Here is a 26888-nt window from a genome sequence, read left to right on the forward strand (position 1 = left end):
CACGGAGCGGCAACCGGGCCCGCATGGCATTCAGCCAGCGACACGCAGCGTACCTGTCACATCCACTCAGCGCTACCTCGCGTCGGAACCCTCCCGCAGCTGTGCGCCGCGCCGACGCAACGCCCACGGGTCGGACAGCTCATGCGTGAGCAGGCGTTCGGCGAGCCCGGCGCGCTGCCCAGGGGGGAGCGAGAGGACGGCCTTGACCAGGCTTTCGGCGGTGGCCTGGTCGATCCGCGCCGCCCAGGTCCTGGCAACCGAGCAGGCTCACGGTCCAGCGTCCAGGTGCCCGCGCGGAACCGGCTCCTCCGCGCCGTCCGGCTCCTCGGCGACACCGCGCAGCACCTCCGCGGCCCGCGCCGGGAGGAGCTCCGCGTACGTCGGCAGGTCGACGCGGTCTGCCGCGAGGAGCAGGTGCTTGGCGATCAGGCCCGCCTCGGGGAAGGAGCCGTGCACGGCCAGTGGGGCCAGCTGTCCGGGTGCCAGGCCAAGGACGCAGCCGGCGTGCAGCAGCACCTCCCGCACCCGGGTGGCGCCGAGGATCACGACGTCGTAGCCGGACCTGAGCCCGTCCGCCACCGGGTGCGTCATGCGCCGCCCCTCGCGGACTCGGCCGGTCGCGCGGTCCGGGTGTCCCCGGACCAGGCCGGCAGCAGCTCGGCGGCCCTGGCCAGCAGTTCGTCGCGGCCGATGGCATCGGCGCGGGTGGACGGCACCGTGCACGCGTACGCCCCGGCCACCGCGCCGTACAGCGCGCAGCGGCGCACGTCCTCGCCGGCGAGCCAGCCGAGCAGGAAACCGGAGGCGAAGGCGTCGCCGGCGCCGTTGGTGTCCACCACGGGGGCGGGCGGGGTGACGGCGGGGACGTGCGTCAGCTGCCCGTCGGTCAGCAGGTACGCCCCCTCAGCGCCGGCGGTGGCCACGACGATCCGGGCCCGGCCGCGCTCCGCGATGTCGCGCATGGTGCGTTCCGGGTCGGCCAGGGCGGTGGTGGACAGGAAGACGAGGTCCGCGGCGAGCGCGAAGGGCTCGTGGTAGGGGTTGGCGCCGTCCCAGTCGTGCAGGTCGGTGGAGATGGTGACGCCGGCCTCGACGAGGGCGGGCATGGCGAGGGCGCACGGGTAGGTGATCACCACGTGGGCGTGCCGGCCGGCCGCGGCCAGGGCGCGCACCGTGTCGTCCGGGAGACGGTCGCTCTCCTGGGAGCGGGTGTTGTCGTACAGCGAGAGCCGCCGCCCGTCCGGGCCGACCAGGTTGACGGCCCGCTTGGTGCCCCGGGCGGAGGGGACCTCCGTGAACGGGATGCCCCGGTCGCGGTGGAACGCCCGCACCAGGTCGCCTTCGGGGTCGTCACCGAGCAGGTCGACGTGGTGGGCGCGCAGGCCGAGCGCGGTCACACCGAGGGCCACGAAGTCGCCGCTCTGCCCCGCGCGGGTCACGATGCCCGGCTCGGTCATGTAGCTGTCGGCGTACGGGAGCGGCAGCTCGGGGACGTGGACGACAGTGTCCACGCCGGCGCCGCCCAGCACGAGGATGTCGGTCGTGGTGCTCATGGGGTGGGGTTCCTCTCTGATGCGGGTGGTGTCACAGGTCGCGGTCGAGGTCGGCGACCGCCCTGGGGCCCGGGCAGTGGGCCAGGGCGCCCGCTCCGTGTCGCCGACCCCGCGCGAGACCGGGACGCTCGCCCTGCCCGCCAAGGGGCTGAGCAACAAGCAGATCGCGCGCGTGCCCGGCATCTCGACGCCCGGCGCCAAGCGCCTGGTCGGCTCCATTCTGCTGAAGCCCGGCTCGCCCAACCGGACGGCCGCCGTGATCACGGCGCTGAAGGAAGGGCTGGTCTGGCCCGACGGCACCGGCCGGTCGGGTTCGGAGGAGGACCGGTCACCCGGTCCTCCTCGTCGCCCCCGTCACTGCTCGGTGGCCGGCGACACCACGACGCCACCGGCCGTCCTCTCCGTGCCGCCGTCCTCCTCCGCGTTCTCGTCCGCGTCCTCCGGCGCGGTGTCGGCGGCCCGGAGCCGCTTGGCACCGAGCACCGAGACGACCAGGGCCACCACGGCCGTGCCCGGGGCCAGCCAGTAGCCGGTGGCCGGGCCGAAGCGGTCGACCGCCACACCTGCCAGGGCCGAACCCAGCGAGATGCCACCCAGCAGACTGGTCACGGCCAGCGCCATGCCCTCGTTGATCTGCGAGCGTGGCACCAGCTTCTGGACCATCGTCATGCTGGTGACCATGGTCGGCGTGTTCGCCATACCGGCGACGAACATCAGCAGGCACAGCGACCAGAGGTTCCCGGCCAGTTGGAGCGGCAGCATCAGCACCGCCATGGCGGCCAGGCCGAGCAGGAACCGCGTGGTGATCCTGCCCTTCGGTACCACCAGCCCGAACAGGACACCGGACACCGCCGAGCCGGCCGCCTGGAGGGCGATCACCACACCCGCCGCCGAGGCGTTCCCCAGCTCCTCGGTGTACGCGACGGAGGCGAGGTCCAGGGAACCGAAGATGGTGCCGGTGAAGAGGAACGTCAGCAGCATGACCTGGAGGCCCCGGTTGCGCAGCGGCGCCGGAGCCGACGGGTCGGGCTCCTGCACCGGCGGTTCCGTGGACTTCTGGGCCGCGAGCAGCGACGTGCCGCCCAGCGTCAGCACCATGGCCACCAGCCGCCCCGCCTCGGGGAACAGCGCGGTGCAGAGGAAGACGGTGAGGATGGGGCCGACGATGAAGCAGATCTCGTCCAGCACCTGCTCGAAGGAGTTGGCGACGTGCAGGGACTGCTCGTCGTCCCGGTAGATCTCCGCCCAGCGCGCCCGCACCATGCCGCCGGCGTTGGGCGCGGTGGAGAAGAGGCCGGTGGCGAAGAGCGCCCAGGCCGGGGTGTCGTAGTGGGCGCAGAGCATCAGGGCGACGGACCCGAGCGCCGAGATCGCGGCGGCGGGAACGGCGACCCTGGCCTGCCCGTACCGGTCGATCAGCCGGCTGATGCGCGGAACGGTCACCAGCGTGGCCGCCAGCGAGACGCCCGAGACGGCACCCGCCAGCGCGTAGGAGTCGCGCAGGGAGGCGACCATGATCACGGTGCTCACGCCGTACATGGACAGCGCGAGGCGCGCGAAGAACCCCGACAGGGTGAACGCGAGGCTCCCCTTGGGGGCGAAAAGACGGCGGTACGGGGCGAACAAGAAGTGTCTCCTTCAGTGGTCGGCCCGGCGGGCCGTCGATGCGAGGGCTTCCGGGAGCCGCGCCAGGCCGGGGCCCGCGAAGTCGAAGCGGAACGGCTGTTCGGTGAGGGCCAGGCCGGCCGTGGAGGTGGGCCGGCTCGCGGTCCTGCCGGGCCGGGCCTGGACCCACAACGCCACGTACGGTAACGGCTCGTCGCCCACGGCCGCGAACCGCCGCAGAACCGAGCGGTAGACCGCAGTCGGCTCACGACCTGGTCGCCCACGGTCGCACCGCCCGGTCCCGCCCCGGGCCCGGAGGCCTGCCCCACACCGCACTTCGGAACCGCTCGTCAGCCACCGGCCGGCGGAGCCAGGGTGCCGGGGTAGAGGTACTCCTTCGGGGGGATCACCGTGCCGTGGGCCCAGGCGTCGAAGAAGCCCTTGAGGTCCTTGCCGGACACCTTCGCGGCCAGGGCCTCGAACTGCGCCCCGGACATCGGCCAGGGCGATTCGAAGTCCCGGTGACCACGCGAGTCCGCGGGGGTCACAGTGGCGCGAGGAACGCGGGCCGGACCGTCGCGAATGCGACGAGGCCCGGCTGAACGGGGTGCCTTCCCAAGCCGCCCGGAACCACCGGAACTTCGACCCGAGGTTGCGACGGACCGACTGCGGCAGGCGGTGACGGAACGCCGGTCACTCGCGGTAGAGCAGGAGGGTGCCGCCGGCCAGGGCGGCGCTGGCGACCAGGGCCCAGGCGGTCTGCCCGTGCAGCACGAGGACGGCGCCCGGGGCGGCACCGGCGAGCATGGTGGCGACGGAGAGGATCCTCCTGCGCTGACGGGGGGCGGTGCCGCCGGCGAGACGGGAGTCGGCGGCCAGGCCGGTCAGGGTCAGGGTCAGGGTCAGGGTGAGCACGGTGGTGGTGAGGTCCGGGACGCCGAGGCCGCGGACGGTGCCGTTGCGGATGCCCATCGCCAGGGCGAGCAGGGCGATCACGGCGTACTGTGCGGGCCCGTCCGCGCTCCAGGCGAAGACGACGACGGCCGCCGCGCCGTACAGCGCGGCCTCCAGGACGAAGACCGTGCGCAGCTGTGCGGGGCGCCGGGTTCCGGCGTGTCGAGTGGCGGGCCGGCCGGCCAGGAGCGCGCCGAGGAGGAAGGCGACGAGGGAGGTCAGTGATCCGGTGACGGAGAAGCCGGGTGCTCCGGCGAGGGCGAAGGCGATGACGACGACGTTGCCGGTCATGTTCGCGGTGAAGACGTGGCCGAGGCCGAGGTAGCTGACGGCGTCGATCAGACCGCTGACCAGGGTGAGGCCGAACAGGGCCAGTGCGAGCGGGTGGCGGTCGTGGATCTTCGGTCCTGGCACCGGCGGTGGGGGTGCGGTGCGGGATTCGGCTGCGGGCGTGGTCACGACGCTTCCTCGGTCGGCAGGGGGAAAGCGGATGGGGGCACCGCCGCGGTCCGGCGGCGCCCCCTCAAAGAACTTGACGATCCGTCAGAAGAAGCGGGGGTCCAGCGGCACCTGCGGCCGCCCGGGCAGGGCGAGGCCGCGCGCCGCGCGCCAGGCGTGCTGCTCGCCGGAGGCCGCCACGGCCTCCAGCACGCCCTCGGCCTGGCGGACGCCGACGGCCGGGCCGGGGGCCGGGGTGGCGTGGTAGCCGCCGAAGCGGGCTACCGGGCTCCAGGACGGCGACACCTCGGGCAGCTCGGGCGCCAGGCCCTCGTGCTCCTGGGCGGCGTGGACTATGCGTCCGCCGACGACCGTGAGGACCGCCTCGATGTGCGGGATGTCGGCCTCGGGTACGGCGAAGTAGTCGGCGCTGAGCAGCGCGAGGTCCGCGTAACTGCCCACCGTCAGACGCCCCTTGACCTCCTCCTCGCCGGTGAGGCGGGCGCCGCCGAGGGTGTAGAGCTCCAGGGCCTGCTCGCGGCTGAGCCGGTTGTGCTCGGCGGCGAGGCGCCGTCCGCTGACGGCCCGGCCGGAGACCAGCCAGTGCAGGGCGACCCAGGGGTTGTAGGAGAAGACCCGGGTGGCGTCGGTGCCCGCCGCGACGGTGAGGCCCCGGTCCAGCATCGCGCGCAGCGGCGGCGCCTCGGCGGCGGCCGGGGCGCCGTAGCGGGAGACGAAGGCCTCGCCCTGGAAGGAGAGGCGGTTCTGGACGGAGACGGCGCCGCCCAGCGCGGCGATGCGGTCGAGGCTGTCCGGGCTGACGGTCTCGGCATGGTCGAAGAGCCAGCGGTTGCCCTGCGGGAAGAGGCCTTCGGCGGCGAGCTTCTCGAAGACGGCGAGGTCGCGGCGGATGGTCTCGTCGTAGGTGGCGTGCAGCCGGAAGCCCCAGCCGTTCTCCATGAGCAGGCGGACGGCCTTCTCGAACTCCGTCTCGTAGGCGCCGAGTTGCGGCCTCGGCTCGGTGAAGTTCTCGAAGTCGGCGGCGGCCCAGGTGAGGTTCTCCCCGGCGCCGTTGAGGCGCAGCCACTCGTCGCCCTCTCCCGGGCGCACGGTGTCGACCCAGCGGGTGAGGTCGTCCAGCTCCTGCCCGGCGGTCTGCGGGAAGAGGTGGTAGGCGATGCGCAGGCTCAGCTCGCCTCGGCGGGCGAGTTCCATGACGGTGCCGTAGTTCTCGGGGAAGCTCTGGAAGCCCCCGGCGGCGTCGATCGCGGAGGTGAGGCCGAAGCGGTTCAGCTCGCGCAGGAAGTGCCGGGTGGAGCCGATGCGGTCGGCCTCGTCCAGCATCGGCGCCTTGGCCAGGGTGGAGTAGAGCAGCAGGGCGCCGGGGGCGGCGATCAGCAGGCCGGTCGGTTCGCCGTCGTGGCCGCGGACGATCTGGCCGCCGGCCGGGTCGGGGGGTGTCCCGGGTGAAGCCCGCGGCGCGCAGCGCGGCCTTGTTGAGCAGGGCCGACTGGTAGAGGTGCAGCGCGAAGACGGGGGTGTCGGGCGCCGCGGCGTTGAGCTCGGCCAGGGTGGGCAGGCGCCGCTCGGCGAACTGGTCGGCCGACCAGCCGCCGACCACCCGCACCCACTGGCCGGGTGGGGTGCGCTCGGCCTGGAGCTTGAGCATGGCCAGGGCCTCGCGCAGCGTCGGGACGCCGTCCCAGCGCGGCTCCATCACGTAGTTGAGGCCGCCGCGGATGACGTGCAGGTGCGCGTCGTTGAGTCCGGGGACGGCCCGGCGGCCGAGCGCGTCGACCACCCGGGTGCCGGGGCCGACCAGCGGCACGACGTCCGCGTCGTCACCGACCGCCTGGATCAGTCCGTCCCGGATGGCCACCGCCGTGGCCTGGGGGCGACGCGGGTCGTTGGTGAACACCTTGGCGTTGCGGACGACCAGGTCGGCGGGCTTGGAGTGGGCGACGGCCACCGTGGCCGACGCCGGCGGGCCGGTCACGGCCCTGGTCGCGCAGTCCCTGCTGACCCTCGCCGAGACGGCCGGGGACTGCCCCGGGCTCGTCGCCGGCCGGCTGGCCTGCAACTTCACCGACCTGGTGGCCACCCTCGTCACCGAGCAGGCCGCCCGTGACGCGCCGACCGCGGAGGACTCCCGCTACACCCGGATCTGGGAGATCCGCTCCTACATGGACCGGCACCTCCGGGACCCGGAGCTCGGTCCGAAGGCGATCGCGGCCGCGCACGGCATCTCCGTGCGCTCCCTCCACAAGCTCTTCGAAGGGGAGGGCGTCACCGTCAGCCGCCTGATCCAGCGCCGCCGGCTCCAGGCGACCGCCCAGGAGCTCACCCGCCGGGACGGCGGCGACAGCACGGTCTCCGGCGTGGCCCAGCGGTGGGGCTTCACCGACGCGGCCCACTTCAGCCGGATCTTCCGCGCCTGGTACGGCATCTCGCCGAGCCGGTGGCGCGACACCCGCGGCGGCACCGAGCCGTCCGACGGGCAGGACACCCGCGGCCCGGTGTCCTGATGGCCCATCGACCCGAGAGGAACCCGGTGTCCGCATCTCTCTCCACCGCGTCGTTGTCCGCCTCCGGCCGGGCGGAGTGCTGGCACGAAGCGGTGTCCCACGCCTTCGTGCCGATGGCCGTGAACCTCCTGGAGGAGGTGCCGACGCCCGGGAGGATCGTCGGCCACCGGCTGGGTTCCGTGCGGATATCGAGGGTCCAGGCGGGACCGCAGATGGTGACGCGCAGCAGGCGCATGATCGCCGACAGCGATTCGTCCACACTCATCCTCAGCCTCCAGGAGCGCGGCACCGCGCTCAAGGAACAGGACGGGAGGGAGACGGTCGTCCGGCCCGGCGAGTTCTCCGTCACCGACACGTCCCGGGCCTTCCGGAAGAAGATCGAGGAGGGGTTCGCCTTCACGTCGTTCCTCTTCCCCCGCGCGGAACTGGACGTCCGGGAGAAGGACCTGCGGGCGCTCACCGCGACGACGTTCAGCGGCACCGAGGGCAGCGCCGCGCTGGTGGCGACCTATCTCTCACGGATGGCGCACGAGGCGGAAGGGCTGGACGAGGTCCTCGGGCGCCGCGGCCACCGCGCTCGACCTGCTCGCGATGCTCGTCGACGACCGGGGCGGACGTGCTCGGCCGCAGGAGTCACGGGCCGCCGCCTCGTTGGAGCGGGTCAAGGACCACATCCTGCGGAATCTCCGCGATCCGGACCTCTCACCGTCCACGATCGCCGAGGCGAACTTCATGTCGGTCCGCTTCCTCCACAAGCTCTTCCAGCTCGAGGGCGTCACGGTCGGCGGGTGGATCCGGACGCAGCGGCTGGAGCGCTGCGGCCGGGACCTCCTGCGGCCGATGGCCGGGGAGGTCGGGGTGGCGGGGATCGCCCGGCGCTGGGGCTTCGCCAACTCCAGCCACTTCAGCCGCGCCTTCCGCGCCACCTACGGTATGTCCCCGAGGGATTGGCAGGTCGGCGGCAAGTCCGCGTGAGTGGCGTCGCGCGACCACGCGTACGGGTCGCGCGGCGGCCGGGGTTCGCGGACTCCGCGCGTGATCTCCTCGGGAAGGTCCGGGCCGGCGGTGCAACAGCGGCCCTGGGCCTCGCCCTTGACGGTGAGCCGGCCGACGCGGACGAGTTCGCGGATGTCGCGGTGGGCCTGCCGCTGGTGGTGCGCGCGCAGGCAGGACCGGATCCAGGGCGGGGCGTCGCGTGCCGGGGTCCGGACAGGGCCGCCGGGCGCGGCGGAAACGTCTTCGTAGCGGCAGGTGTTGCCGGCCAGCCGGCCGCCCGGCCGGCTCCGCTCGCGAGGAGTGAGCAAGGCCACACCCCGACATGGTCCTCCACGTCCGCTAAGGTCGGCTTGGGACCCGCCCTGAACTGGGATTGTGCGTCGGCCGCAGCGATGTGACCGCCGCGGGTCCAGCCTTTCTGGAGATCGCATGACCGATCCGGCATTTCGCTCCGCAGGCCAACTCGCCGCCGCCATCGCGGCGAAGGAGATGTCGAGCACCGAGTTGCTCGACCACTACCTCGCCCGGGTGGAGCGGCTCGATCCGAAGGTGAACGCCATCGTCGCCCGGGACGAGGAGGGCGCGAGGACCGCGGCACTGGCGGCCGACCGCGCGGTCTCCCGTGGCGAGCCGCTCGGCCGCCTGCACGGCGTCCCCGTGACGATCAAGGACAGTCTCGAGGTCGCGGGCATGCGGACCACCGGGGGTTCGCCCCGCTGGGGACAGCACGTCTCGACGAGCGACGCCGAGTCGGTCGCCCGGCTCAGGAACGCGGGAGCGGTCGTCTTCGGCAAGTCCAACCTGCCGGCCGACGCCCGGGACTGGCAGACCTACAACGAGGTCTACGGGACCACGAACAATCCGTGGGACCCGACCCGCGGCCCCGGCGGTTCGTCCGGCGGGTCCGCCGCGGCGATCGCCGCGGGGCTGACCGGCCTGGAGCTCGGCGGCGACACGGCGGGATCGATCCGGGTGCCCGCCCACTTCTGCGGCGTGTACGGGCTGCGCCCGTCGTTCGGGATCGTGCCGAGGTACGGGAGCGTCTCGGGACACGCTCCGGGGACGCTGGCGGACTTCGACATGGCGGTACTCGGCCCGCTCGGCAGGCACGCCGACGACCTCGACCTGGGCCTCGACGTCCTCGCCGGAGCGGACCACGACCGCGCCCCGGGATGGCGCCTGGAGCTGCCCGCCGCCAGGTCGATCACCCTGCGGGACTTCCGGGTCGCGGCCTGGGTCGACGACCCGTTCTGCCCCGTCGACAGCGAACTGGCCGCGATCATGCGGGCCACGCTGGAGGCGGTCCGGGCCGAGGGCGCCGTCGTGGTCGAGGGCAGCGGGCCGGTCGGGCTCGAAGAGACGATGGCGCTCTACCAGCCGCTGCTGATGGCGCAGAGCGGGCTGGTCGAGCCGGACGAGTCGTATGCCGGGCTCGTGGAGCTCGCCACGGCGGAAGGGGCCGCCGGCGGGTTCGCGTCGGACCTGACGATCAGCTTCCGTGACTGGCACGCGCTCGACGAACGCCGGCAACACTCCCGCCGCCGCTGGGCCGAGTTCTTCCGCGACGTCGACGTGCTCCTCTGCCCGGTGAGCCCCACGGCCGCCTTCCCCCACGACCAGCGCCCCGATCCCGGGTGGTCGGTCCGGACACTGCGGGTCGACGGCGCCGACCGGCCGTACCGCGAGATGCTCACGTGGATGGCACCGTCGGCGGTCAACCACCTGCCCGCGGCGGTGGCGCCCGTCGGAGCGACCCGGGACGGACTTCCGGTCGGCATCCAGGTGATCGCGCCCTACCTGCACGACCGCACCGCGGTCCGGTTCGTGCGGTGCCTCGCGGAGGTGATCGGCGGCTTCCGCCGTCCGCCGGGATTCTGAGAGCCGCCGCCGGGCCGTCCGCCTGCGGCGTAGCGGCGGGCGGCCCGGGCCTCGACAAGCACTCCGCGTACATCCGCTGGACCTTGGCCGCCATCGACAACAACCTGTTCGTCTTCACCACCCCCAAGACCCGCTCCAGCCGGAACCGGGTCGCCCTGTCCGACCGCGCCACCGACGCCATCGACCACGCCCTCAACCAAGCCGACAGCGGTGCCAGATACGGCCGCCACACCACCCCAAGAAACGCGACCCGGCCGATCACCCGCCCCACGCACAGGACCCGCCCGATCCACCGAAATACCTCGTCGACGAAACGGCGGGACCACACTGCGACCACCAGCCGACGAAACATCAAAAATGCCTCCTCCGCCTTTCGGTGAAAGCGGATTACGATCCGCGAAAACGCTGGTCGGGACGACAGGATTCGAAGCTGCGACCCCTTGCCCTCCAGTTATGAGGTTCAACTAGTGTCGACAGCCGAGGCCTTGAGGCCTCGGCCTTTTTTCCCAACTCAAGTGAAGTAAGAGAGAGTTGAGGCTCACCATGGACAGCGGGAGCCAGCAGACCCCAAACCGGGTAGATGCTCAGCCGGGTTCAAGTTCGTACATAGATGTCCGTGAGCGCCCACGGGCGCTCACGGGTGCTCATGGGTGCTCACCAGGTGCGGCCCCAAGCTGGTCCCCAAATGGCCCCCAGGTCCCCGGAGCCGCCTTCGTCACCGCGAGTAACAGCAATCTGTTGGCCCTTCAGCAGGACCCTGCTGCCGACCGCCGCAGCCCGTCGTGCTTTGCCTCTGGCCAGACGAGGTGGTCCGGACGGATCAGGGTCGACTACCCACTGGATACGGATAGTGATCTTCCGGACGGCGTGTCGTCTTGAGCGTGTCCTCGCCATCCGGTTCTGAGTGCTTCGCCCACCCCCCAACGCACTCTGCCGCCACACCCGACACAGCAGCCACTCTTGCCCCAGATTCACCAGGCAGTCCGGGAGAAGGGGAAGCTCATGGGACAGCGTGCGCAGCGGGGCAGGATGTACCGGCGGTGTGGGTGCAAGGACGGGCACGGGAAGCAGTTGGGTGCGTGGTGCGTGCGGTTGTTGGAGGAGGCGGGGCACGGGTCGTGGACGTACTGCGTCGATCTGGCGCCAGCGGACGGCAGGCGGCGTTCCCAGGCCAAATCTGCTCCCACAGACCGGCCTCCCGCGGTCCTCGGCGATGCCGTTCGGCCGCGTTCGAGGCCGTCGGCGAGGGTTCGATCGGCCTACGGCGCGGGTGGCCCGCACCGTCGGCGGCGCGGTGCGGTGCGGGCCACACCGGGAGCGTTTAGCCCTGCTCCGAGCGGAAGGCCGCCCAGATGTCATTCAGCCTCAGGGCCGCCTGGTCAACGTCCAGTTCGGTGGTGTCGAGGACGGGCACGTCGGACTCCCGCCAGGCCGCCATGTCGCGGTAGACGATGTCCAGCGTCTTCGAGGAAAGCCGCCGACGGCCGGACCGCGTGGCGTTGCGGGACTCCAGCACCTCGAAGGCGGGCAGGAGAACGACCAGGCACACAGGCAGGTCCCCGAGTTCCTCCGTCCACCGTTCCAGCCCCACCGCAGGCCAGTTCGGGAAGACCACGTCGTCGACCACCGCGGAATAGCCCGCAGCCGCGTAGGTTCGCACGGTCAGCGCGATGCTGCGACGGGCCAGCCCGAGCTGGCTCTCCGTCGCCTGGTTCCAGCCGTCCTCGGGACTCGCGTACCCGGACTTCACCCAGTCCCTCGCATCGTCAAGGGAGATGTGGATCGTCGGCTCACTCTGCTGCCGGGCCCAGCGGTCCGCCAGGGTGGTCTTTCCTGCGGCCGCCGGACCGGTGAGCAGCAGGACGGGTGACTGCCGCACTTCCTCAGCCACGATCGACTCCTTCCGCGGCCCCCGATGGATACTGCCCATCATCTCCTGCCGCCTGCTTGGCGTATCGCCCGCTCGGGCCGCCCGCCGGCGGAACCATCGGGGCTGCGTGTAGTCGAATCGCCGGATCAGATTCACCGGGCTGCGACGGCGCACCGCCGCATAGACCTCGCCCGCGTCGAAGCACAGGTCGACGAAGGAGCAGGCCACGTCCTCGATCACCCCGCGGACGCCGGACCCCTTCTGGTGACGGCTCGCGACCTCACGAACCATGAGGAATCCCAGCGTGACGGGCCCGACCGCGCGGGCCACCCCGGGCCACCGATGGCGGAATGCGGCCCCTACCGCGGCCGCACCTACGGTGATCGCGAACGGATTGGCGTAGTACACCGTCGTGTCCGGGTGTCGGTCACAGAGCCAGCCGTCGGCCGCCCCGCATACGAAGACCCTGGCAGCCACCGACCGGACGGTGCTGTCGGGGCTGCGCGCGTGAAGGACGAGGGCCTCGGGGTTGCTGAGGATGTGTTCGCCCGTCTTGCTGATCCGGACCCCGAGGTCGACGTCCTCGCCTCCCACCACGGTGAGCGGGTCCTCGTCGAACCCGCCCACGTCGGAGAACACGTCCGCTCGTACCGAGAGGTTGGAGGTCGTGCTCCAGCCCATCTGCTCGTACTGGTAGGGCCAGGCGTAGCAGTGGTTGTACTGCTTCGCCCCTCGCAGTGCCAGCCAGACGAACGCGTCGTCGGCACCCCTCATCTCCGTCGGGCCGGCCACGGCCGCCGCGTCGGTCTCGGCGTACATCCGCAGGTGTTCCCTGAACAGGTGGCCCATCCGCCCATCCGCTCACACCAGTCGATTGCGAATGCATCGGCGCCCTCGCCTTCGAGGAGCACCGGAGTGCCCAGTGGGTATAGCACAGACCGGTGGCCAGGTTCAGCAGTTGGCACAGCCGGTCCAGGGAGTGACAGGCGGCCTCGACGCCACCAGGCGCGTAGTACGCGGAGACCGAGCCACGCACATGCAGCGGATAGAAGCCCACGGGAAAGGGTTGGGAGCGGTCAAAGGGGTGCGGGGTGACTTGTGTGACCCATGTGGAGCACGAGACGACGATCGTCGACCCGACCTTCACCGGTTCCCGCAACAGCTGGGGCCAGATCAGAGCACGCCGCTGGGCAAATGCCGCCTGCTCGGGCACCGGGCCTACGATCGCCGTCCAACCGCGGGTGGGAGGAGGGTCGGCCCGAAAGGCGGTGTAAGCGTCCTCCAGGACCTGTCGCCAACGAGGAGCCTGAGCGTCGACCTCGTCGGAGGGGCCGGCGATCGCTACGTGCAGGTCGTGACCGTGTCCCTTCGTGTCGCCCGCGCGAACCCACAGGGTCCTGCTGCACACCTCCCCGCAGCGTGGTCTGGAGGACCGGTGGCCGTCGCCCCCTGCAGGCCACTGCGCCTCGGCCGCCTCGGCGATGACCTGGCGGTGCGGACACCGGGCGTGTCCCGTGAGGGTCTGTGCGCTCCTGATCCACGGCGGTCAGGTATGCCTGTTCCGCCGTCAGCATGCCTGCGCCCGGCCGGGCACAGGCCAGGGTCTGAACAGCTCGCCTTCGCACACTTCATCGACACCGGAGCCCTCGACCGCCATCAGCGCACACTGCGCGCCGAGTTCCACGAGCGCCGCGCGGTGGGCCGGCAACAGACATCACTTCACCTTCCGGGGGCCCAACTGCTCGGCGGCGACGGCGGGCTGCAGGCATACATCGAACTGCCCACCGAACTCGACGAGGACTCGGTCGTACGCGCCGCCCGGATGCGGTCCCTACTCATCCGCGGGGGACGTTTCTACCCCTCGCCGACACCACCCGCCCTCCCGCGCTCGTCCTCAGCTACGCCACGGTCGGCTGCCCGGGTCTGACCCGGGCAGGCCGTGCAGCCACATCACCCGCCTGAGCGGCCCGCACCCCGGCCTGCGAAGACGTCGAAAGTCGACGGCAGGCAGGATCACGAGGGCGTGGACAGGACGACCGCGCGTGGCGGCTGGGGGGTCTGGGCCGGGGTGGCGGAGGTGGTGCCCGTGCGGAATTCCTGGGGGCTGATGCCGCGGACGCGTTTGAAGGCCGTCGAGAGGGCGAAGGACGAGCTGTAGCCCACCCGGCGGGCCACCGTCGCGATCGTGGCGTCGCGATCGCGCAGCAGGTCGGCCGCGACGGCCAGGCGCCAGCCGGTCAGGTAGGCCATCGGCGGCTCGCCCACGATGTCGGTGAAGCGGCGGGCCATGGAGGCCCGCGAGACGCCGGTCTTGACGGCGAGTTCCCCGACGGTCCAGCCGTGGGCGGGGTTCTCGTGGAGCAGCCGCAGGGCCAGACCGACCACCGGGTCGCTCTGGGCGCGGTACCAGGACGGGGACCCGCTGTCGGGTGCCGCGAGCCAGGTGCGCAGGACGCCAACCAGCAGCAGGTCCAGAAGCCGGTCCAGGACGATCTCCTGGCCCGGTTCGTTCTTGGAGATCTCCGAGGTCAGCAAGGGCACCAGGGTGTCGTCGGCGGCCTCCGCCGGGCGGACCAGGATGGCCGGCAGCGCGGTCAGCAGCCGGCGGCCGATCTCACTCGGCGTCTGGTAGGTGCCGCTCAGCATCACCGCCGATCCGGCGTCCTGGAAGCCGTCGCCCCAGGTGCGTACACCGAGCGCCATCCGCTCGGTGACGTCCTCGCCCTCGTACGTGCTGCACCGCTGCTGCGGGCCGACGGTGATCTGGACCGGCGTGTCCAGGGCGTCCGCGACGGTGTACGGCTCGGGGCCCCGCAAGACGGCCATGTCGCCCGGGCGGATCAGGATCGGTGTGCCGTGGTCGGGTATCAGCCACGCGTCGCCGTGCACCATCGTCACGATGGACAGCGGGGCCCGGTCCTCGACGCGCAGTGACCAGGGCGGGTTGAAGACGGACTTGAGAAGGAAGGCGCCCCGGGCCTTGGGAGCTTCGAGGAGGCCGGTCAGCGAATCCATCCGTACATCCTTCCAAACAGCACGGGGAAGCGCCCGCTCTCTTTCGGGGGATTTCGAGAGAGCGGGCGCAGTTCCGGGAGGGAGGTGGAACAGGTTGTGCGGCAGGGGCTATGCCGCTGCCGCCCGGCCGTGCAGCGTCAGTACGCGGCCCAGCGCGGCCAGGGCCGCCGTACAGGCCACCGTACGGACGAGGTTGCCGGAGCTCCAGCGGCTGCCGAAGCGGGAGCGGGCCGCCGAGGCGTCGGCCCCGACCCGCGCGAGCTGGTTGTTGAGGGGGACGTTCACCATCGCGGTCACGGCCATCGACAGGCCGTACAGTGCGAAGGCCAGCCAGCCCCAGCGCGCCGCGTTCGGGCGGCCGCCGCGCTGCTGCTGCGAGGCTGCCAGCCCGGTCGCCAGGAAGGTGCCCAGGAAGAACAGGCCGAACAGGCCGTTGTCGATCCCCTCGTTGATATTGCGCATGGCGGTCACGTAGGTCTGGTCGTCGCCGCGACGCAGACCCGGCATGACCGAAATGTCGAACGCGAAGTAGAGGCCGGCCATCAGGCCGGTGCCCACCGTCGCCGCCACCAGGGTCACGGACTCCTTCGTCGTACCGGTCACGTCAGACGTTCCAGACTCCGGTGGCCGCCGCGTCGCGGGCGAAGTCCGCGAAGTCCTTGGGCTTGCGGCCCAGGGCCTCCTCCACACCGTGCACCAGATGCGCGTTGCGTCCGTCCAGGACCATGGTGAACAGGTCGGCCCACTCCTCAGGGAGGTTGTTCTCGCGCAGCACCGCGCGGTACGCCTCACTCGTGACCGGGATGTACGTGATCTCGCGCCCGGTGGCCTTCGAGATCTCGGCGACCGCGTCGCTGTAGCTGATCAAGCGCGGGCCGGACAGCTCGTAGGTCTTCCCGATGTGCTTGTCGTCGGTCAGCGCGGCCACCACGACGTCGGCGATGTCGTCGGCGTCGACGAAGGCCTCCACGGCGTCCCCGGTCGGCAGGGCGAGCTCGCCGGCCAGTACAGGATCCAGGAAGAAGCTCTCGGAGAAGTTCTGGTTGAACCAGCTGGAGCGCACGATGGTCCAGTCGGCACCGGAGGCCTTCAGGTTGTTCTCGCTGACCTGTGCGGCTTCCTCGCCGCGCCCCGACAGCAGCACCAGGCGGCGCACGCCGTTCGCCACGGCCGTCCTGGAAAACTCGCCGACCTGCTCCGCGGCCCCCGGGAAGGCAAGGTCGGGGTGGTAGGTCACGTACGCCCGGTCGACGCCCTCCAGCGCAGGCCCCCAGGTGGCGGAGTCGTTCCAGTCGACGGCGGGCTCGCCGGTGCGGGAACCGATCCGGACCTGACGGCCCTGGGCGGAGAGCTTCTGGGCGACACGTCGACCGGTCTTGCCGTGACCGCCGATGACGAGGGTGATCCGCGTGTTCTGAGTCATGAATGCAGTCAAGTCCAGTCCCGCGAGAGTCGCCATGTCCACGAAGCTCAGGTTCATGCGCGTGCGTCCAAGGAGCCGGAAACGGGAGGCCCGGGCCACCTGCGCCCGTATGATCGCGGCGACTTGACGATTCCACGATCTGTTCCCGAAGGTCCTGTGGCCGGGGACCTCCGAGGACGTACGAGCAGGGGGACACGATGGAAACCGCGCGCCTGGCCTCACTCATAGCCGCCACTGTCACGATGGGCCTGGTCAGCGGCCTGTTCTACGGCTTCTCCATCTCCGTGATGCCAGGTCTGAAACGCACCGACGACCGTACGGTCATCGAGGTCATGCAGCGCGTCAACGCGGCCATCCTCAACGGGTGGTTCATCCTCGGCTACCTCGGCGCGTTCGTCTTCACCGCCCTGGCCCTGGCCCTGCACGTCCCGTCCGACGGCCGCGACGTGCTGCCTGCACTGATCGCGGCCCTGGTCTGCTACACCGTCTCGATGGGCATCACGAACAAGGTGAACATCCCCCTGAACAACGCCCTTGAGAAGGCCGGTCCGGTCGCGGCCATCAGCGAACCGGCCGCCGTTCGCCGCGCCTTCGAGGGTCCCTGGGTGCGCGCCAACGTCTGGCGCACCGTGCTGTGCACGGCCTCGGTCGGTTTCCTGGCCTGGGCCTCGTACCTACACGGCAGCATGCGCTGAGCGCCCGGTGGTACGCAGGAAGTCCCCCGGCGGCCGGGGGACTTCCTGCGTACCACGGGGTTCAGCGGCTTCAGCGGGTGGCACGTCCGTAGAGGACGAGGGCGCGGGAGAGGGCCGTCAGGGCAACGGTGCACAGCAGGGTGCGCATGATGTTGGTGGAGACCCAGGTGCCCTTGAACTTGTCGACGATCGAGAAGTCCGTCATCTTGGCCGCGTCGCCTGCGTCGGCCAGCTCGTTGTTCAGCGGGATGTTCACGGAGAAGGTGATCATCAGGACGATGAGGTAGGCCACGGCCGCCGCCCCCACCCAGACCGCCACACCGCGGCGCCCCTTGCGGAACTCGATGACCGCCGAGGCCGCGGACGTCAGCAGCGCGAGCACGAACACCATGCCGAAGAGCCCGTTGCCGTCGATCGCCTTGTTGAAGGCCTGCATCGCGGTGACGTACGTGTGCTGGTCGCCCGCCGCCAGACCCGGCATCACGGAGACGTCGAAGGCCAAGAAGAGACCCGCCATCAAGCCTATGAAGATCGTCGAGACCAGGAGGAGGGCGGTCGCCACCTTGCTGCTCCCGGCGGTCGCCGACCCGGACAGGGCCGTGTACGGACCCGGGCCGCCGCCGGGGTACTGCTGGTGGCTACCGGCCGGATTGCGGTTCATGGCACGTCCTCATCTGGGATGGTGGGAGAAATTGCTTGCCCTCGGTGCAGGCATCCCATCGTGTCATTCCACGGTATCGGGCCGTACGAAACACCGGAGGCACTAATCGGAACCGAGCTAACCACTTCACAAATCAGCTGCTTGGCAGGAATGCTGAGCTCCTTCCCGTCGATCCTCGACCGACCTTAGCGGATTCTGAAGTTGCCCATCATTCCCATCGCCGAATGGTCCAGGAGGTGGCCATGGTAGACATAAGTCCCTTTATAGGTGTCGAAGGTGGCATGCAGCTTCACCGTCTCGCCAGGGAAGAGGCGGACCGTGTCCTTCAGCCCGGACTCGGCCGGGCCCGCCGCAACCCCGTTGCGCTCCAACACCCGGAACTGGACCAGGTGCATGTGGAAGTTGAGCGGGATGACTTTATTCGCATTCGTGACGGTCCAGATCTCCGAGCTGCCGTACGCAATGGTCTGGTCGATGCGCTGGGCGTCCCACACCTGGCCGCCGATGAGCCCCCGCGGCTCCGGGCGGCCGTCCTCGTCCATGCTGAGGACGATGTTCCGCTGGACCGTCGCCTCCGGCATGTCCGGCAGCACGCGCAGCACATCCGGCACGAAGCTGGGGTCGTAGGCCTCCCGCACGACGTCGATGCGCAGCGCCTTGCCCACCTGGTCCGGCGTTCCGGGGCCCAGGGTGTTCTCCAGGACGATCTTCGTACCGACCGGGTAGCGGGAGAAGTCGATGACCACATCGGCCCGCTCCGGTCGTGGCTATGGCGCCGAGCACACGGCGTCTCGTGACCATGGTCTTCCTCCTCGGAAGGACGGGGTGTGCGCGGGTACCCGAGAGACAGCGCCGGGCGCTGCGGGTAGCCGGGCATGCGGCTGCCGCCGCTGCGGGCCAGCGGCGGCAGCCGTCGTGTGGACGGATCAGGCGCCGGGGGAGTCCGGTACGCGGTGCGTGGCGCGGCTGTGCTCGGCCAGGGAGCCCCGGCGGTGGGCGGACGCGCTGTGGTTGCCTTCGGCGACCGCCGTCAGGACCGGCTCCAGGGCGGTGAAGAGGCGCGGGGCGCGCCGGGGTTCCTGGGCCCGCAGCAGTTCCAGGTACGCCGCCTCCGTCTCGGGCGCCGGGCTGATGCCCAGTTCCTCCGCCAGCACCTCGCGCAGCTGCTGGTAGCTCCTGATCGCCTCGGCGCGGTTGCCTGCCCGGGTGTGAGCCGTCATCCGGCAGCGGTAAGCGCTCTCCCGGAACGGGGCGCGGCGGACCGCCTCCTCCGCGTAGCGCAGCGCGTGGTGCTCGATGCCGAGGTTGGACGAGGACAGGCTCGCGATCTCCAGCGCCCTGAGGCGGAGTTCTTCGAGCTGTTCACGCATCGTGTTGACCCACTCGCCCTCGCGCGAGGGAAGGAACGAACCGCGCAGGTTCGTCACCGCGCCGGCCGCGAGCTGCTGGGCCACCGCGTACGCACCGTTCGCGAACGCATCGGCGGCTTCGGTCACCGCGGCTTCCGCGCACTCCACGTCCACGACCGCGTCCTGCGGCATCCGCAGGACGTAACGGCCGCCCTGCGACACCAGCGGAGTGACCCCGGGCTGGTCTTGCGAAGTCGTGACAAATGTGCGCACACGGCTCACGACACTCCGCAATGCCGACGCCCAGGTGTCCGGAAGACCGTCGGGCCATATTGTTTCCGCTAATTGGTAGCGGTCCGTTCCGTTATGACGCTCAACAAGCAGCCGTGCGAACGCCACCTGTGCCTGGGCGCTCGAAAGGTGCTGAGGCGGTCCCCCATCTGACTCGACCATGACGAGACCGATGAGCCTGATCATCACTATAGCTTCCCCCTAGCTCGTGCATAGCTTCCCCCTAGCTCGTGCCGCCCAGAGGATATGTACGTGCTCACTACGGATGTCAACCTTGATAGCGGACGACCGACCGCCGAATACAATGCCACCCCTGCCTCGTAGCGATCTTGCGCCGCTATTGCGCCTGACGGGCATTATTGGAGTTCCACCAGGGCCCGGCCGAAAGGACGCCAGGTCATCGATGGGGTTCCGGATCCGCCGGACGCTCGCGACGAGGAGAAGTACGTGACCGCATCCGCTGCCTGGGACCGCCTCGAACCGAAGCTGTCGTACTTCCGTGACCGGGTGCGGTCCCTCGAGTACGAGCCCGCCCGGAAGAACAGCTTCGTCGCGTACACCGTCGAGCGCGATTCGGCGTACGCGGACCAGGACGGCCGGCGCCTGCTGATGATGTCCGGATACAGCTACCTCGGCCTGGCCGGGGACGAGCGCGTCGTCTCCGCCGCCAAGGCCGCCGTCGACCGCTACGGCACCGGCAACCACGGGGTCCGCGCGCTGGCCGGCTCCACGCCGCTGCACGAGGAACTGGAGGCCGAGGTCGCCCAGTTCGCCGGCCGTGAGCAGGCCCTCGTTTTCGGTTCCGGCTATGCGGCGAACGTCGGCACCGTCGGCGCCCTCGTCGGCCCCGGCGACACCGTCTTCATCGACAAGTACGACCATGCCAGCATCGTCGACGGCTGCAAGCTCTCCGGCGCCACCGTCACCCGCTTCCGGCACAACGACGTCGCCCACCTGGAGCGGCGCCTCACCGCCGCCCCCGACACCGGCGTCCGCCTGGTCATCGTCGACAGCGTCTACTCGATGGACGGCGACATCGCCCCCCTCCCCGACCTGCGCAAGGTCTGCGACGCCCACAACGCGCTGCTGATGGTGGACGAGGCCCACGCGCTCGGCGTCATCGGCGACACCGGCAAGGGCATCGAGGAGCACTTCGGTTACGAGGTGAAGGTCGATGTCAAGCTCGGCACCCTGTCAAAGGCCATCCCCTCCATGGGCGGCTGGGTCGCCGGTTCCTCCGAACTCATCCACCACCTCAAGTACGCGGCCCGCCCGTTCCTCTTCTCCGCCGCCCTGGGTCCCGCCCAGACCGCCGCCGCCCTGGTGTCCCTGCGGATCCTCCAGCGCGAGCCGGGCCGCGTGGAGTTCATCCAGCGCGAGTCCGCCCGCTTCCGCTCCGTCCTCCACGAGGCCGGCATGAGCACCGTGGACAGTGAGACCGCTGTCGTCCCGGTGATCGCCGGATCCGACACCGCCGCCTACGACTACGCCACCGTCTGCCGCAAGAACGGTGTCATCGGCCTGCCCGTGGTCACCCCGGCCGTCCCCAACGACCTGGCCCGGCTGCGCATCGCCATCACCGCTGCCCACACCACGGCCGACATCGACTTCGCCGCCGAGGCCTTCATCACGTCGGCCCGCGAGTGCCGGATCATCTGAGCGCCATCACGACGGTCCCCTTCACGCCTCTTACACCTCAGGGAGTAGACATGCCTCGATCGCCGAGGGGAAGTTCGGCGCAGCCGTCCGTGGCCATCACCGGCATGGGCGTTGTCACCCCCGGCGGGTGTACCCCGGACGAGCTGTGGAACACACTGCGGGCCGGCCGGTCCACCGCCACCGAACTCACCCATTGCGACCTCAGCCGCCACCGGGTGCGGATCGGCTGCCGGGTCCGCGGCCTCGACGGCCTCGACGGGCTCGTGCCGGCCAAGGACGTCCGCCGGATGGACCCCTTCGCCCACTACGGCACGGCCGCCGCCCTTACCGCCCACCGCGACGCGGGATCGCCCACCGCCGAAGCCGGCCGCACCGCCGTCATCGTCGGCAATGCCGTCGGCGGCCGCGCCACCAGCGACTTGGAGTCCACCCACTTCACCGAGGGCGGACCGGCCAAGGTCAACCCGCTGATGCCGCTGATGACGATGCCCAACGCGGCCGCCGCACAGATCGCCATCCGGCTCGGCTGGACCGGCCCCGCCCTGACCGTCGCCAACACCTGCGCCAGCGGCGCCGACGCCGTCGGCCATGCCCTGATGCTGCTCCAGACCGGCCGCGCCGACCTCGTCATCGCGGGCGGCTGCGAGCACACACTCACTCCGGTCACCCTGGCCGGATTCGGCAACCTCAACGCCGTCTCGCTGCGCAACGACGACCCGGAGCACGCCTCGCGCCCCTTCGACAAGGACCGCGACGGCTTCGTGATGGGCGAGGGCGCGGGATTCGTCGTCATGGAACGGCTGGAGGACGCCCGGGCGCGCGGTGCGAAGACGTACGGGCTGGTCGCCGGGTACGCGGCCACCGCCGACGCCCACCACCTCTCCATGCCGCTGCCCGATGGCGCGGGAGCCGCGGCCGCCATGGCCGGCGCCATCGCCGACGCCGGGCTCGGCCCCGGCGACATCGTGCACGTCAACGCTCACGGCACCTCCACCCCGTACAACGACCGGTCCGAGGCCGCCGCTCTCGCCAAGGTCTTCGGCCCCTCCCAACCGCCGGTGACGGCTCCCAAGTCGGTCATCGGCCACCTCATCGGCGCCGCCGGGGCCGTCGAACTCATCGCCACCGTGCAGGCCATGCGCAGCCTCGAGGTGCCGCCCACCGCCAACCATGAACAGCTGGAGCCAGAAATGGACATCGACGTCGTCCACGGCGCGCCCCGCGCCGTGCGCTCGGGACCCGCGATCACGAACTCGTTCGGTTTCGGCGGCCACAACTCCTCCCTCGTGGTGACACCAGCATGACGCTCCTGTCGCCCCCCTCGGTCCCCCCGATCCCCTCCCGGGTCCGGACGGTCACCGTCACCGAGCCCGGGATCACCGGGTTCCGCCGCGCCGCCCGGCGAGGGCTGCCGGATGCTGCGCCGGGCCAGGCCTCTCCCGTCCACGCCTTCGTCCTCGCCCACACCGTGGCCGAGGAAACCGTCGCCGCGCTGACCGCACCCGAGCCGGGCCCGGTGTCCGTGGTCCACCTCGGCCAGAGCATCCGCACCGTCCGGCCCGTCCGGCCCGCCGAGCAGGTGACCGTACGGCTGGACGTGCTCGGCATCCGCAAGGAGCCGCGCGGCGCGCGGGTCGAGCTCGGGGTCGAGCTCGTCGACGAGGACGGCCCGAGCCCTTTCGCGGAACTGGTCATCTCCGCCCTGCTGGTGGGCGCGACCCTGCTGGAGCCGTTCGGCACCGTCGCGGGCGGCCCAGCCGCCCCCGCCGCGGTGGGGAGCGGCGAACCGCAGACCGCGGTGCACACGCTGACCACTGACTGGATCCGTGCGTACGCCCACGCCTCCGGCGATCTGAACCCCATCCACCTTGACGCGGAGGCGGCCCGCGGGTCCGGGTTCGACACCGTCATCGCGCACGGCATGAGCGTCGTCGCCCTCGCGGTGGAGGAGGCCGTGGACCGCTTCGTGGCCGGCGACTCCTCCAGGGTGCGCGGCCTCGGCTGCCGCTTCTCGGCCCCTGTGCCTCCCGACGTGCCACTGGAGATCGTCTTCCAGCCCGACGCCGAAGCCGGCGTCGTCCGTTTCACCTGCAGGACGCCGAAGGGCGCGGCCGTGAAATCGGGCTGGATCGGGTTCGCCGCCCCGGCGGAAGGCGGTCCCCGATGACCGAGCCCATGCCCGGCAGTGCGCCCCTGGGCTCGGCCGCCGGCTCCGAAGAGCTCGGCATCATCGGGGGGTTCCTCACGCAGGTCAAGACGCGGCCGGACGCCACCGCTCTCGTCTTCAACGCGGCGGAAACCAGCTACCGCGAGCTGTACGAGCTCGCCGGGCAGGAACGCGGGCGGCTCGCGTGCCTGGATCTCGCTCCGGGGGTGCCGGTCGGTGTCCTGGCCGACAAGTCGCCCGGTGCCGTGGCGCTCGTACTCGCCTGCTTGCTGGCCCGGCGGCCGGTGATGCTCCCGTCCCCTGCCCTCACCGACACCCTGCTCGCCGACCTCTTCGCACAGGCCGGCTGCACCCATGTCCTCGCACCCGGCGGGGAGCCCGCCAGGGTCGCGCCCAACGCGGCGGTCGCGGCCCAGCCGTTGCCGGCGGAGGAGGCCGCCGGCGTGGCCTTCATGCTCACCACGTCCGGCTCCACCAGCCTGCCGAAGATCGTCCCGCTGGGCATGGACGCCGTGGACCGGTTCATCCAGTGGGCCGGCCCGGCCTTCGGGATCGGCCCCGGCCGTACCGTCCTCAACTACGCCCCCCTCAACTTCGACCTGTGCCTGCTCGACGTCTGGACCAGCCTCGCCCGCGGCGCGAGCGTGGTGCTCGTCGACCCGGCGCTGGCCGCCCACGGCCACCACCTGAGCGACCTGATCCTGCGCCACGGCGTCCAGGTCGTCCAGGCCGTCCCAATGGCCTTCGGGCTCCTGAAGGCCGCGGCGGACAAGAGCGGTGACAACTTCCCCGGGGTCGAGCACGTGATGTTCACGGGCGACGCCATCCCCGACCGGACCCTCGCCGCCCTGCCCGCCCTGTTCCCCGGGGCCCGCGTCCACAACATCTACGGCTGCACCGAGACCAACGACAGCTTCGTCCACGAGGTCGACACGCGGGCCGCCTCCTTCGCGGCCGTACCCATCGGCCGGCTGCTGCCCGGTGTGCGGGCCCTCGTCCTCGACCCCGACACCAACATCGTCGTCGAAGGGCCCGGCAGCGGAGAACTCTTCGTCTCCACGCCTTTCCAGGCTCTCGGCTATCTCGACCGCGTCCGGCACGCCGACAAGTTCACGGCCCACCCGCTCGGCCTCGACGACCGCCGCTGGTTCCGCACCGGCGACCTCGTACGGCGCGACGCCGCCGGCACCCTGCATCTGACCGGACGTACCGACTTCCAGGTCAAGGTACGCGGAGTCGCCGTCAACACCGCCGAGATCGAGAGGGTCCTGCTGGAACACCCCGGTGTACTGGAGGCGGGCGTCGCCGCCCGGCCCGACCCGATCGCCGGCAGGACGCTCGTCGCCGGCGTCCAGCGCGCCCCCGGTTCCGCCCTGACCGGCCTGGAACTGCGCAAACACTGTGCCCGGCGTCTGCCCAGGGTCGCCGTGCCCAACCGGCTCCCCATCACCGACGCGCCGTTGCCGAAGACGGCCACCGGAAAGGTCGACCGCAACGCGCTCGACCACCTCGACCAGCCGAGCTCCTCCACCACCACGCCCGTCGCCGTACCTCTCGCCGAAGGAATCGCGTCATGAGCAACATCGACACCATCAAGAACTTCATCATCACCGAGTTCCTCCCGGGCACCGCGGCCGACGAGCTCTCGACCGACCACGACCTGCTCAACGACGGGGTCATCGACAGCCTGGGGGTCCTCAAGCTGATCGCCTGGGTCGAGGACCGCTTCGAGCTCGTCATCGGCGACACCGACCTGAACCCCGACAACTTCCGCAGCGTCGCGGCGATCGACGCTTTCATCACCGAGTCCCGCCGCACGGCGGACGCGTAGCACCGTCCACCCCTTCATCCCTGATTCATCCCCGACGGAGATGAGAAGGAGCCCGACCGTGCATGACGCACTCACCGGCCTGCTGAAGCAGCAGGCCCCGGTCGGCCGCGAAACCTGGCGGTCCTGGTGGGACCAGCTCGGCGACGGCAGTCTCGACAGGGCCGAGGCCGTCGCCCTGCTGGCCGCTCTGGGCAGCCGGCTCCCCGACCACCGGACCCTGCGCCACCTGGTGGACTCGCTCGCCGAGCGCCGGACGGCGAACACGGTGCCCGCCCGTTGGGACGGCACCGTCAACGTCGTCGGCACCGGGGGCGGTCCCAGGACCTTCAACATCTCCACCGCCTCGGCGTTCGTCGCCGCGGCCACCGGGGTCAAGGTCGTCAAGAGCGGATCCCGGGCCTACACCAGCTCGCTCGGCTCCGTCGATCTGCTGGAGCGGCTCGGCGTCCGTCTCACCTCCTCCTACGCCCAGACCGAGGACACCCTCGCCACGTACGGGATCGCCTTCGCAGGGCCCTTCGTCTACCCGGCACAGCTGACGCGGCTGGCACGGACCGTGGCCCCGCTGAGCATGAAGCCCTTCGGCCGCTTCCTGAACGCCCTGGGGCCCTTCCTCGCGGACCTCCCGGTGACCGCCCAGGTCACCGGGGTCTCGGCGAACGCCCCCCTCGACACCCTGCGTGAACTCGCCGCGACCACGACCGGTCGCCGGATCTGGCTGGCCTCGAACGACAGTGGCGCGGACGAACTGCTGCCCTTCGTGACCAACACCGTCCACGGGGAAGACTCCCGGAGCCGGATCATCCGGCCGGGCGAACTCACCCCAGGCGACGGCTCCTTCGAGGATCTGAGGCCCGCCGCCGAGCCCGCCGGAGCGGTCGACCACTTCCTGTCCGTCCTCTCCGGCACGGCAGGCGCGGTGGCCACCCGCACGGTCTGCCTGGGTGCGGCCGCCCTGGCCGTGGCCGCTGACACCCACCCGGACTGGCGCTCCGCGTTCTCGCTGGCCGAGGAGGCGGTCCGATCCGGCGCCGCTCACGACCTGGCGCAGGCCGTGCGGGCGGTGGCCCGTGCGTAGGCCTGCGGCGGTCACGACGACGACCGGGACCGTCACGGCCGGGACGGGGCCGCTCCCCTCCACGGGAGCGACATCGGCCCCCGCGCCCTTCTTCGCACACCGCGCTGCGGGCCGGGGCCCGGGACTCGCGGTGTTCCTCAACGCCGGCGACCCGCCGCTGCCGGTCCTGCGGGACCTGGTCCTCATGCTCGACAAGGAGGGGGTGGACTGCCTGGAACTGGCCGTCCCCTTTCCCGATTCGGTCACCGACGGGCCGGTCGTCCGGCGGTCGGCGCGCCGGGCGATGGACCACGGCGGGGTGGGGCTGGACGACGTCCTCGCCTTCCTCGCAGGCGTACGGCCGCAGCTCACCCGGACCCGGATCGCGCTGCTCGCCGATTGGAGGTACTCCCTGGGCCACCGGGACCTGGCCGCCGTCACCCGGGACATCGCCGCGGCGGGAGCGGACGGTCTGCTCATCCATGCACTGCCCCCTCGCCTGTGCGAGACGCACCGGGAGTCCGCCGCGGCCGCCGGACTCCCGATCGTCACCACCTGCTACGCCGAGAGCCCGCCCAAGACCCAGGCCGAGGCCGCCGCGCACGCCTCCGCCTACCTCTATCTCGTCGCCCACTACGGACGCAGCGGGACCGCACCCGCCGCCGGCCACGCCGCGCTGGCCCAGACGGTCACCGGGCTCCGGGCGCACTCATGCTCCCCGATCGCCGTCGGCTTCGGGGTCAGCACGCGGCAGGACGTGGAGGCCGTCGGGGCCAGTGGCGCCGACGCCGCGATCATCGGCTCCGCCGCGGTGGCCGCCGTGGAGCGGGCGCAGGAAGCCGGCCTCGATGTGACCGAGGCCTTCCGTGACTTCGTCCGCTCGGTCCTGCCAGTACCGCCGCACTGAAACCCTTCCCAGTC

General features: G+C 71.3%; 25 protein-coding genes and 2 pseudogenes. 13 read left to right on the top strand and 14 right to left on the bottom strand.

Annotated features, from left to right (window positions below; all coding sequences use genetic code 11):
• Window positions 1-267: 267 nt before the first annotated feature.
• The 7 genes and pseudogenes from ACZ7C5_RS36415 to ACZ7C5_RS36445 all read right to left on the bottom strand — a co-directional run bounded on the left by ACZ7C5_RS36415 (window position 268) and on the right by ACZ7C5_RS36445 (window position 6546).
• Window positions 268-591, bottom strand: a complete 324-nt coding sequence (locus ACZ7C5_RS36415; protein WP_401086828.1) for a hypothetical protein — start codon at window positions 589-591, stop codon at window positions 268-270.
• Entirely contained in the window at window positions 588-1553 is a 966-nt protein-coding gene (locus ACZ7C5_RS36420) for an adenosine kinase (RefSeq protein WP_470324328.1), read from the bottom strand. Before ACZ7C5_RS36420 ends, ACZ7C5_RS36415 begins: the two co-directional genes overlap by 4 nt.
• Window positions 1554-1907: 354 nt before the next feature.
• Window positions 1908-3179 carry an MFS transporter gene (locus tag ACZ7C5_RS36425; protein ID WP_470324329.1) on the bottom strand — a complete coding sequence of 424 codons (1272 nt, stop codon included), beginning with the start codon at window positions 3177-3179 and terminating at the stop codon, window positions 1908-1910.
• 12 nt (window positions 3180-3191) lie between these two features.
• A complete protein-coding gene (locus ACZ7C5_RS36430; RefSeq protein ID WP_401087267.1) occupies window positions 3192-3350 on the bottom strand; it encodes a hypothetical protein in 159 nt (52 codons plus the stop codon).
• Between the two features lie 158 nt (window positions 3351-3508).
• Window positions 3509-3655, bottom strand: a complete 147-nt coding sequence (locus ACZ7C5_RS36435; protein WP_470324330.1) for a hypothetical protein — start codon at window positions 3653-3655, stop codon at window positions 3509-3511.
• 196 nt (window positions 3656-3851) lie between these two features.
• Window positions 3852-4571 (bottom strand): YoaK family protein, encoded by a 720-nt coding sequence (locus ACZ7C5_RS36440; RefSeq protein ID WP_470324331.1) that lies wholly within the window; start codon window positions 4569-4571, stop codon window positions 3852-3854.
• 84 nt (window positions 4572-4655) lie between these two features.
• Window positions 4656-6546, bottom strand: a pseudogene (locus ACZ7C5_RS36445) (amidohydrolase).
• Between ACZ7C5_RS36445 and ACZ7C5_RS36450 the strand changes: the two are divergent.
• From ACZ7C5_RS36450 to ACZ7C5_RS36470, 5 genes and pseudogenes are all read left to right on the top strand, one after another.
• Entirely contained in the window at window positions 6500-7075 is a 576-nt protein-coding gene (locus tag ACZ7C5_RS36450) for a helix-turn-helix domain-containing protein (protein WP_470324332.1), read from the top strand. The pseudogene ACZ7C5_RS36445 and the gene ACZ7C5_RS36450 sit on opposite strands and share 47 nt — an antisense overlap.
• A gap of 113 nt (window positions 7076-7188) precedes the next feature.
• A pseudogene (locus ACZ7C5_RS36455) lies at window positions 7189-7599 on the top strand (AraC-like ligand-binding domain-containing protein); the annotation flags it as partial.
• 67 nt (window positions 7600-7666) lie between these two features.
• Window positions 7667-8050, top strand: a complete 384-nt coding sequence (locus tag ACZ7C5_RS36460; protein WP_470324333.1) for a helix-turn-helix domain-containing protein — start codon at window positions 7667-7669, stop codon at window positions 8048-8050.
• Window positions 8051-8500: 450 nt separating this feature from the next.
• Window positions 8501-9949 (top strand): amidase, encoded by a 1449-nt coding sequence (locus ACZ7C5_RS36465; RefSeq protein WP_470324334.1) that lies wholly within the window; start codon window positions 8501-8503, stop codon window positions 9947-9949.
• 83 nt (window positions 9950-10032) lie between these two features.
• Window positions 10033-10329: a hypothetical protein gene (locus ACZ7C5_RS36470; protein ID WP_470324335.1), complete on the top strand. Its 297-nt coding sequence runs from the start codon at window positions 10033-10035 to the stop codon at window positions 10327-10329.
• 941 nt (window positions 10330-11270) lie between these two features.
• Here the strand turns inward: ACZ7C5_RS36470 and ACZ7C5_RS36475 are convergent.
• The 4 genes from ACZ7C5_RS36475 to ACZ7C5_RS36490 all read right to left on the bottom strand — a co-directional run bounded on the left by ACZ7C5_RS36475 (window position 11271) and on the right by ACZ7C5_RS36490 (window position 16257).
• Window positions 11271-12668: an AAA family ATPase gene (locus ACZ7C5_RS36475; RefSeq protein WP_470324336.1), complete on the bottom strand. Its 1398-nt coding sequence runs from the start codon at window positions 12666-12668 to the stop codon at window positions 11271-11273.
• A gap of 1164 nt (window positions 12669-13832) precedes the next feature.
• Entirely contained in the window at window positions 13833-14834 is a 1002-nt protein-coding gene (locus tag ACZ7C5_RS36480; protein WP_470324337.1) for an AraC family transcriptional regulator, read from the bottom strand.
• Window positions 14835-14942: 108 nt separating this feature from the next.
• Window positions 14943-15437: an anthrone oxygenase family protein gene (locus ACZ7C5_RS36485; RefSeq protein ID WP_470324338.1), complete on the bottom strand. Its 495-nt coding sequence runs from the start codon at window positions 15435-15437 to the stop codon at window positions 14943-14945.
• 1 nt (window position 15438) lies between these two features.
• A complete protein-coding gene (locus ACZ7C5_RS36490) occupies window positions 15439-16257 on the bottom strand; it encodes an NAD(P)H-binding protein (protein ID WP_401086846.1) in 819 nt (272 codons plus the stop codon).
• A gap of 197 nt (window positions 16258-16454) precedes the next feature.
• Between ACZ7C5_RS36490 and ACZ7C5_RS36495 the strand changes: the two genes are divergently transcribed.
• Window positions 16455-16952, top strand: coding sequence for an anthrone oxygenase family protein (locus ACZ7C5_RS36495; RefSeq protein ID WP_401086847.1), 498 nt, complete (start codon window positions 16455-16457; stop codon window positions 16950-16952).
• 70 nt (window positions 16953-17022) lie between these two features.
• On the opposite strand, the gene ACZ7C5_RS36500 is transcribed toward ACZ7C5_RS36495, so the two are convergent.
• The 3 genes from ACZ7C5_RS36500 to ACZ7C5_RS36510 all read right to left on the bottom strand — a co-directional run bounded on the left by ACZ7C5_RS36500 (window position 17023) and on the right by ACZ7C5_RS36510 (window position 19184).
• Window positions 17023-17613, bottom strand: a complete 591-nt coding sequence (locus ACZ7C5_RS36500) for an anthrone oxygenase family protein (RefSeq protein ID WP_470324339.1) — start codon at window positions 17611-17613, stop codon at window positions 17023-17025.
• A gap of 185 nt (window positions 17614-17798) precedes the next feature.
• Window positions 17799-18359 carry a multicopper oxidase domain-containing protein gene (locus ACZ7C5_RS36505; RefSeq protein ID WP_401086851.1) on the bottom strand — a complete coding sequence of 187 codons (561 nt, stop codon included), beginning with the start codon at window positions 18357-18359 and terminating at the stop codon, window positions 17799-17801.
• A gap of 180 nt (window positions 18360-18539) precedes the next feature.
• Complete coding sequence (locus ACZ7C5_RS36510; RefSeq protein ID WP_401086853.1) at window positions 18540-19184, bottom strand: AfsR/SARP family transcriptional regulator; 645 nt, start codon at window positions 19182-19184, stop codon at window positions 18540-18542.
• Between the two features lie 516 nt (window positions 19185-19700).
• Between ACZ7C5_RS36510 and ACZ7C5_RS36515 the strand changes: the two genes are divergently transcribed.
• The 7 genes from ACZ7C5_RS36515 to trpA are packed head-to-tail and all read left to right on the top strand — an operon-like array spanning window position 19701 to window position 26874.
• Window positions 19701-20912: an aminotransferase class I/II-fold pyridoxal phosphate-dependent enzyme gene (locus ACZ7C5_RS36515; RefSeq protein WP_401086855.1), complete on the top strand. Its 1212-nt coding sequence runs from the start codon at window positions 19701-19703 to the stop codon at window positions 20910-20912.
• Window positions 20913-20962: 50 nt separating this feature from the next.
• Window positions 20963-22216, top strand: coding sequence for a beta-ketoacyl-[acyl-carrier-protein] synthase family protein (locus ACZ7C5_RS36520; RefSeq protein ID WP_401086857.1), 1254 nt, complete (start codon window positions 20963-20965; stop codon window positions 22214-22216).
• Window positions 22213-23079: a MaoC family dehydratase gene (locus ACZ7C5_RS36525; RefSeq protein WP_401086859.1), complete on the top strand. Its 867-nt coding sequence runs from the start codon at window positions 22213-22215 to the stop codon at window positions 23077-23079. The genes ACZ7C5_RS36520 and ACZ7C5_RS36525 overlap by 4 nt, the downstream gene beginning before the upstream one ends.
• Window positions 23076-24656, top strand: a complete 1581-nt coding sequence (locus tag ACZ7C5_RS36530; protein ID WP_470324340.1) for an AMP-binding protein — start codon at window positions 23076-23078, stop codon at window positions 24654-24656. The genes ACZ7C5_RS36525 and ACZ7C5_RS36530 overlap by 4 nt, the downstream gene beginning before the upstream one ends.
• Window positions 24653-24910 (top strand): acyl carrier protein, encoded by a 258-nt coding sequence (locus ACZ7C5_RS36535; protein WP_401086863.1) that lies wholly within the window; start codon window positions 24653-24655, stop codon window positions 24908-24910. Before ACZ7C5_RS36530 ends, ACZ7C5_RS36535 begins: the two co-directional genes overlap by 4 nt.
• A 58-nt stretch (window positions 24911-24968) precedes the next feature.
• Window positions 24969-25988, top strand: a complete 1020-nt coding sequence (locus tag ACZ7C5_RS36540; RefSeq protein WP_401086865.1) for an anthranilate phosphoribosyltransferase — start codon at window positions 24969-24971, stop codon at window positions 25986-25988.
• A complete protein-coding gene (gene trpA / locus ACZ7C5_RS36545) occupies window positions 25981-26874 on the top strand; it encodes a tryptophan synthase subunit alpha (RefSeq protein ID WP_470324341.1) in 894 nt (297 codons plus the stop codon). Before ACZ7C5_RS36540 ends, trpA begins: the two co-directional genes overlap by 8 nt.
• Window positions 26875-26888: the final 14 nt, after the last annotated feature.

The organism is Kitasatospora sp. NPDC036993 (assembly GCF_055607525.1).

Bases quoted from the DNA above. Each gene is read 5' to 3' on its own strand.
- ACZ7C5_RS36525 (WP_401086859.1), top strand. From the start codon at position 22,213: ATGACGCTCCTGTCGCCCCCCTCGGTCCCCCCGATCCCCTCCCGGGTC.
- ACZ7C5_RS36495 (WP_401086847.1), top strand. From the start codon at position 16,455: ATGGAAACCGCGCGCCTGGCCTCACTCATAGCCGCCACTGTCACGATG.
- ACZ7C5_RS36415 (WP_401086828.1), bottom strand. From the start codon at position 591: ATGACGCACCCGGTGGCGGACGGGCTCAGGTCCGGCTACGACGTCGTG.
- ACZ7C5_RS36460 (WP_470324333.1), top strand. From the start codon at position 7,667: ATGCTCGTCGACGACCGGGGCGGACGTGCTCGGCCGCAGGAGTCACGG.
- ACZ7C5_RS36480 (WP_470324337.1), bottom strand. From the start codon at position 14,834: ATGGATTCGCTGACCGGCCTCCTCGAAGCTCCCAAGGCCCGGGGCGCC.
- ACZ7C5_RS36420 (WP_470324328.1), bottom strand. From the start codon at position 1,553: ATGAGCACCACGACCGACATCCTCGTGCTGGGCGGCGCCGGCGTGGAC.
- ACZ7C5_RS36520 (WP_401086857.1), top strand. From the start codon at position 20,963: ATGCCTCGATCGCCGAGGGGAAGTTCGGCGCAGCCGTCCGTGGCCATC.
- ACZ7C5_RS36530 (WP_470324340.1), top strand. From the start codon at position 23,076: ATGACCGAGCCCATGCCCGGCAGTGCGCCCCTGGGCTCGGCCGCCGGC.
- ACZ7C5_RS36435 (WP_470324330.1), bottom strand. From the start codon at position 3,655: ATGTCCGGGGCGCAGTTCGAGGCCCTGGCCGCGAAGGTGTCCGGCAAG.
- ACZ7C5_RS36535 (WP_401086863.1), top strand. From the start codon at position 24,653: ATGAGCAACATCGACACCATCAAGAACTTCATCATCACCGAGTTCCTC.
- ACZ7C5_RS36490 (WP_401086846.1), bottom strand. From the start codon at position 16,257: ATGACTCAGAACACGCGGATCACCCTCGTCATCGGCGGTCACGGCAAG.
- ACZ7C5_RS36465 (WP_470324334.1), top strand. From the start codon at position 8,501: ATGACCGATCCGGCATTTCGCTCCGCAGGCCAACTCGCCGCCGCCATC.
- ACZ7C5_RS36475 (WP_470324336.1), bottom strand. From the start codon at position 12,668: ATGGGCCACCTGTTCAGGGAACACCTGCGGATGTACGCCGAGACCGAC.
- ACZ7C5_RS36500 (WP_470324339.1), bottom strand. From the start codon at position 17,613: ATGAACCGCAATCCGGCCGGTAGCCACCAGCAGTACCCCGGCGGCGGC.